Source organism: Candidatus Sodalis sp. SoCistrobi (assembly GCF_900143145.1).
Lineage (GTDB): Bacteria > Pseudomonadota > Gammaproteobacteria > Enterobacterales > Enterobacteriaceae > SoCistrobi.
Map to the genome: position 1 here is coordinate 1 of NZ_FRDB01000239.1, position 4,212 is coordinate 4,212.

Annotated in this window: 4 protein-coding genes; all 4 read right to left on the reverse strand. The window is 52.2% G+C overall.

What is annotated here, in order from left to right:
* Nucleotides 1-238: 238 nt before the first annotated feature.
* The 4 genes from CINSTRO3249_RS13480 to CINSTRO3249_RS13495 all read right to left on the reverse strand — a co-directional run bounded on the left by CINSTRO3249_RS13480 (nucleotide 239) and on the right by CINSTRO3249_RS13495 (nucleotide 3,480).
* Nucleotides 239-595, reverse strand: coding sequence for a DUF4156 domain-containing protein (locus CINSTRO3249_RS13480; RefSeq protein ID WP_074013644.1), 357 nt, complete (start codon nucleotides 593-595; stop codon nucleotides 239-241).
* A gap of 213 nt (nucleotides 596-808) precedes the next feature.
* Nucleotides 809-2,464 (reverse strand): chaperonin GroEL, encoded by a 1,656-nt coding sequence (gene groL, locus CINSTRO3249_RS13485; protein ID WP_074013645.1) that lies wholly within the window; start codon nucleotides 2,462-2,464, stop codon nucleotides 809-811.
* 45 nt (nucleotides 2,465-2,509) lie between these two features.
* Complete coding sequence (locus CINSTRO3249_RS13490) at nucleotides 2,510-2,803, reverse strand: co-chaperone GroES (protein ID WP_074013646.1); 294 nt, start codon at nucleotides 2,801-2,803, stop codon at nucleotides 2,510-2,512.
* Between the two features lie 221 nt (nucleotides 2,804-3,024).
* Complete coding sequence (locus tag CINSTRO3249_RS13495) at nucleotides 3,025-3,480, reverse strand: FxsA family protein (RefSeq protein WP_074013647.1); 456 nt, start codon at nucleotides 3,478-3,480, stop codon at nucleotides 3,025-3,027.
* Between the last annotated feature and the right edge of the window lie 732 nt (nucleotides 3,481-4,212).

Below are 4,212 nucleotides of genomic sequence, written 5' to 3' on the forward strand. Positions count from 1 at the left end.
TGCTCATGCTGAGTTTCCAGCACTAGATTAACTGCCCGTTCACGGACTTCCGGAGAGTAACGTTTGGTCGTTGTCATAGAGACCTCCACTTTTAAAGTATAGACTCTAATTTATCCGGGGTGATTCACAGCGTCTGATATCGGCGGGTAAGGCGAGAGTCAATCCCGCCAACAGATAGGTTGAAATCATTCTGCAAAGTAATAACAGGTATCACGATAAATGTGTAGATACCTATGCATTAAGGGCAGGTAAAGACTTTCCCTTGAATTTTGCTGTCCAGCGGCACAAAGCTCGCCAGATAGGTTTCTTTCTTACTGACCGGACTGGTGGCACCGTAAATGACGTTGCCGCCCATAGCGGCCGCACGGTTCCTTAAATCATTCGCCGCGCCGCGCATGGCGCTGTTATCACCATTTTGGCCGGAAAGCCAATTGCTCTGGGTGCCGGTAAGCTCGCCCAAAAGGCGGCACTCGCTGCCGGGCTGTTCGTCGGTGAAACGCACCGACTGGCCGGCTGCCGTTAATTCATGTGTGCTGCTGCATCCCGCCATCGATAGACTGCCGGCACAAAGCATCATTAAGAATTTGGTCCGCATCTTTTTCCTCATGAGTTCCTGTAAGGTAGGGCAAATTTGCCGTGTGCGCCACGCTTCCCGCCGTCGCAGCCAGTCCGTTTTTTTCGGCTAGCTAGCCGCCCTGTGGACGCCCTGAGTTTATACCTTAAAACCCGCTTCGTTGATAATTTTTTACCAAAAAAACAAAACCCCCGGCAAGCCGGGGGTTTCTGAGCAACTAACGGTGCGGAGGGATTACATCATACCGCCCATGCCGCCCATGCCGCCCATACCGCCCATGCCGCCTGCGCCACCCAAATCAGGCTTGTCTTCCTTCGGCAGGTCGGTCACCATGCATTCGGTGGTGATCATCAGACCGGCGATGGAAGCTGCATACTGCAGCGCAGAACGGGTTACCTTGGTCGGATCCAGGATACCCATGTCGATCATATTGCCGTACTCTTCGGTAGCCGCGTTGTAACCGGTATTACCTTCACCCGCTTTCACCTTATTGGCAATGACGGACGGCTCTTCACCGGCGTTGGCAACGATCTGACGCAGCGGCGCTTCCATCGCGCGGCGCGCGACTTTAATACCGACGTTCTGATCTTCATTGTCGCCACGCAGTTCAGCAATGCTGTTAGCGACGCGAATCAGCGCCACGCCGCCACCGGCGACTACGCCTTCTTCCACTGCAGCGCGAGTGGCGTGCAGGGCGTCTTCAACGCGCGCTTTTTTCTCTTTCATTTCGACTTCGGTAGCAGCACCTACTTTGATAACCGCAACGCCGCCTGCCAGTTTGGCCACGCGTTCTTGCAGTTTTTCACGATCGTAATCGGAGGTGGCTTCGTCGCGCTGCTGATTGATTTGCGTAACGCGGCTATCGATCAGCGCTTTGTCGCCTTCGCCGTCAATGATGGTGGTGGTGTCTTTGGTGATAACGACACGCTTAGCCTGGCCCATATCTTCCAGGGTGGCTTTTTCCAGCTCGAGGCCGATTTCTTCGGAGATAACGGTACCCGCGGTCAGGATAGCGATATCCTGCAGCATGGCTTTACGGCGATCGCCGAAGCCCGGTGCCTTGACGGCGGCGACTTTAACGATACCGCGCATGGTGTTCACAACAAGCGTCGCCAGCGCTTCGCCTTCAACGTCTTCAGCAATGATCAGCAGCGGTTTGCCTGCTTTGGCAACGGCTTCCAGCACCGGCAGCATTTCGCGGATATTGGAGATTTTCTTGTCGGCAAGCAGAATGAACGGGCTTTCCAGTTCAACGGCGCCGGTTTCCGGCTTGTTGACGAAATACGGGGAGAGGTAACCACGGTCGAACTGCATCCCTTCCACCACGTCCAGCTCGTCTTGCAGACCGGAACCTTCTTCCACGGTGATGACGCCTTCTTTGCCCACTTTCGCCATGGCTTCAGCAATCAGGGTGCCGACGGTTTCATCAGCGTTGGCGGAGATGGTACCCACCTGGGCGATGGCTTTGGAATCGGCGCAGGGTACGGACAGTTTTTTCAGTTCTTCCACGGCGGCGATAACGGCTTTATCGATTCCACGCTTCAGATCCATCGGGTTCATGCCGGCGGCCACGGCTTTCAGGCCTTCGTTAACGATAGACTGGGCCAGCACGGTCGCGGTAGTGGTACCGTCGCCTGCAGCGTCATTAGATTTAGAGGCAACTTCTTTCACCATTTGCGCGCCCATGTTCTCGAATTTATCTTCCAATTCGATTTCACGTGCGACCGAAACGCCGTCTTTCGTGATAACCGGCGCGCCGAAGGATTTGTCCAGCACGACATTACGGCCTTTAGGACCCAGAGTCACTTTAACCGCGTCGGCCAGAACATTTACGCCGCGAAGCATTTTTACGCGAGCGTCGCTACCGAATTTTACGTCTTTAGCTGCCATTTCTATTTCCCTTAAATTCGTTCAGTTCAGATGATTACGCGCGGATTACTGCTCAACGATAGCCAGGATGTCGCTTTCGGACATGATCAGTACTTCATCGTTGTCGATTTTCTCAACCTTCACGCCATATCCGTCATTGAAAATCACGATGTCGCCTACCTTCACGTCCAGCGCTTTCACTTCGCCGTTCTCCAGGATACGGCCGTGGCCCACAGCCAGTACTTCACCGCGGGTGGACTTACCCGCCGCAGAGCCGGTCAGCACAATGCCGCCCGCAGACTTGGCTTCGACTTCTTTACGCTTGACGATAACGCGATCATGTAATGGACGAATTTTCATTGATAGCTCCCCTTGAGAAAGTCCGTATCAGTTTTTTTGGGATGAATGCCCGGCATGACGTCATGCCCGGCCTCGTGGTGATTAAGATGGGGGCGTTCGGTGAGGCTTCAAGGGGGTGATAAAAAATTTTTTCACTTAAACGATCAAATTTTCGCCATAATATATTTAAAATTAATTTAATCAATAAGTTACATGTTGTCACCCCACCCCCTTTTTTTAGCTTATTTCTCGTCGTCGTGGCGGTCGTTTAACCTGTCTTGAGGAAGGTCATGACGGCGGTACTCGCCCTCGAAGGTTTCTCCCCCGGCGCCCTGACCACGCTGAAATCGCAGATAAGGCAATAGGCGCAGCGTTATCAGATTCTGTATCGGTGGCAATAACAGCAGCAGACCGAGAAAATCAGTGAAAAAACCGGGCAGCAGCAGCAAAAATCCCGCCAGCAGCAGTGAAACGCTTTTGATCATCTCGCCGGCGGGGCTCTCTCCGCGGGCCAGTTTGACCTGCATTTGCCCCAGAATGCGCAGCCCCTGAGCGCGCACCAGCGAGACGCCGATAAAAGAGGTGGCGATCACCAGTAATAACGTCGCCAGCACGCCAAGAACATGAGCGACCTGTATGAAAAGGGAAATCTCAATGTAGATGATGATAAAGATAATGATTAACGGTATCCAGCGCACCGAATTCTCCTGTGTTATCGATTGCGGCGGCGAACGTCGTAGGCGATAAACGCTAAAATTCGCCACCGCAAAAAAATGAGCCTTGTTGCCGGCTTATCTTAGTGTAATGGTATCCCTCAAGACGATTTTCAAGCGGCACGCCGGGTCGTGGTCCGACAGGGTAACAGACCGCTGACGCTAACTGGTTAAATAAAAACGATTAACTAAGCGTGATCGACTTAATGGTCTTGTCTTAATGACAGAATATAATGGCAAAAATAAAACACACGTCAGTTAAAGACACTGCATAGAGTAGATATTAACCCATTTTCTTTTAACATTAATGATAAAGACCGACAATTACAAGGAAGACGCATGTCAACCCTCATCCGTATCGAAGAAGACCTGCTGGGCACCCGCGAAGTGCCGGCTGACGCCACCTCGTTATACACAAGTCCGCAACGACTTATATGCCAAGGGTTAGCGGGCTGAAATAGGCAGCCGGTGGGGTTGTAAATGAAGTGAAACCGACGTGTACTATCGCCATTTACGGCGCTGAAAAATGACACGGGATTCAGATGGCTGGGCACACCAAGAACTGGAAGGGGTAAATCTTGGTGACACGATGAATCACCCCGGATAAATTAGAGTCTATACTTTAAAAGTGGAGGTCTCTATGACAACGACCAAACGTTACTCTCCGGAAGTCCGTGAACGGGCAGTTAATCTAGTGCTGGAAACTCAGCATGAGCA

Coding starts and splice junctions, on each gene's coding strand:
- CINSTRO3249_RS13480 (WP_074013644.1), bottom strand. CDS start 595: ATGCGGACCAAATTCTTAATGATGCTTTGTGCCGGCAGTCTATCGATG.
- groL (WP_074013645.1), bottom strand. CDS start 2,464: ATGGCAGCTAAAGACGTAAAATTCGGTAGCGACGCTCGCGTAAAAATG.
- CINSTRO3249_RS13490 (WP_074013646.1), bottom strand. CDS start 2,803: ATGAAAATTCGTCCATTACATGATCGCGTTATCGTCAAGCGTAAAGAA.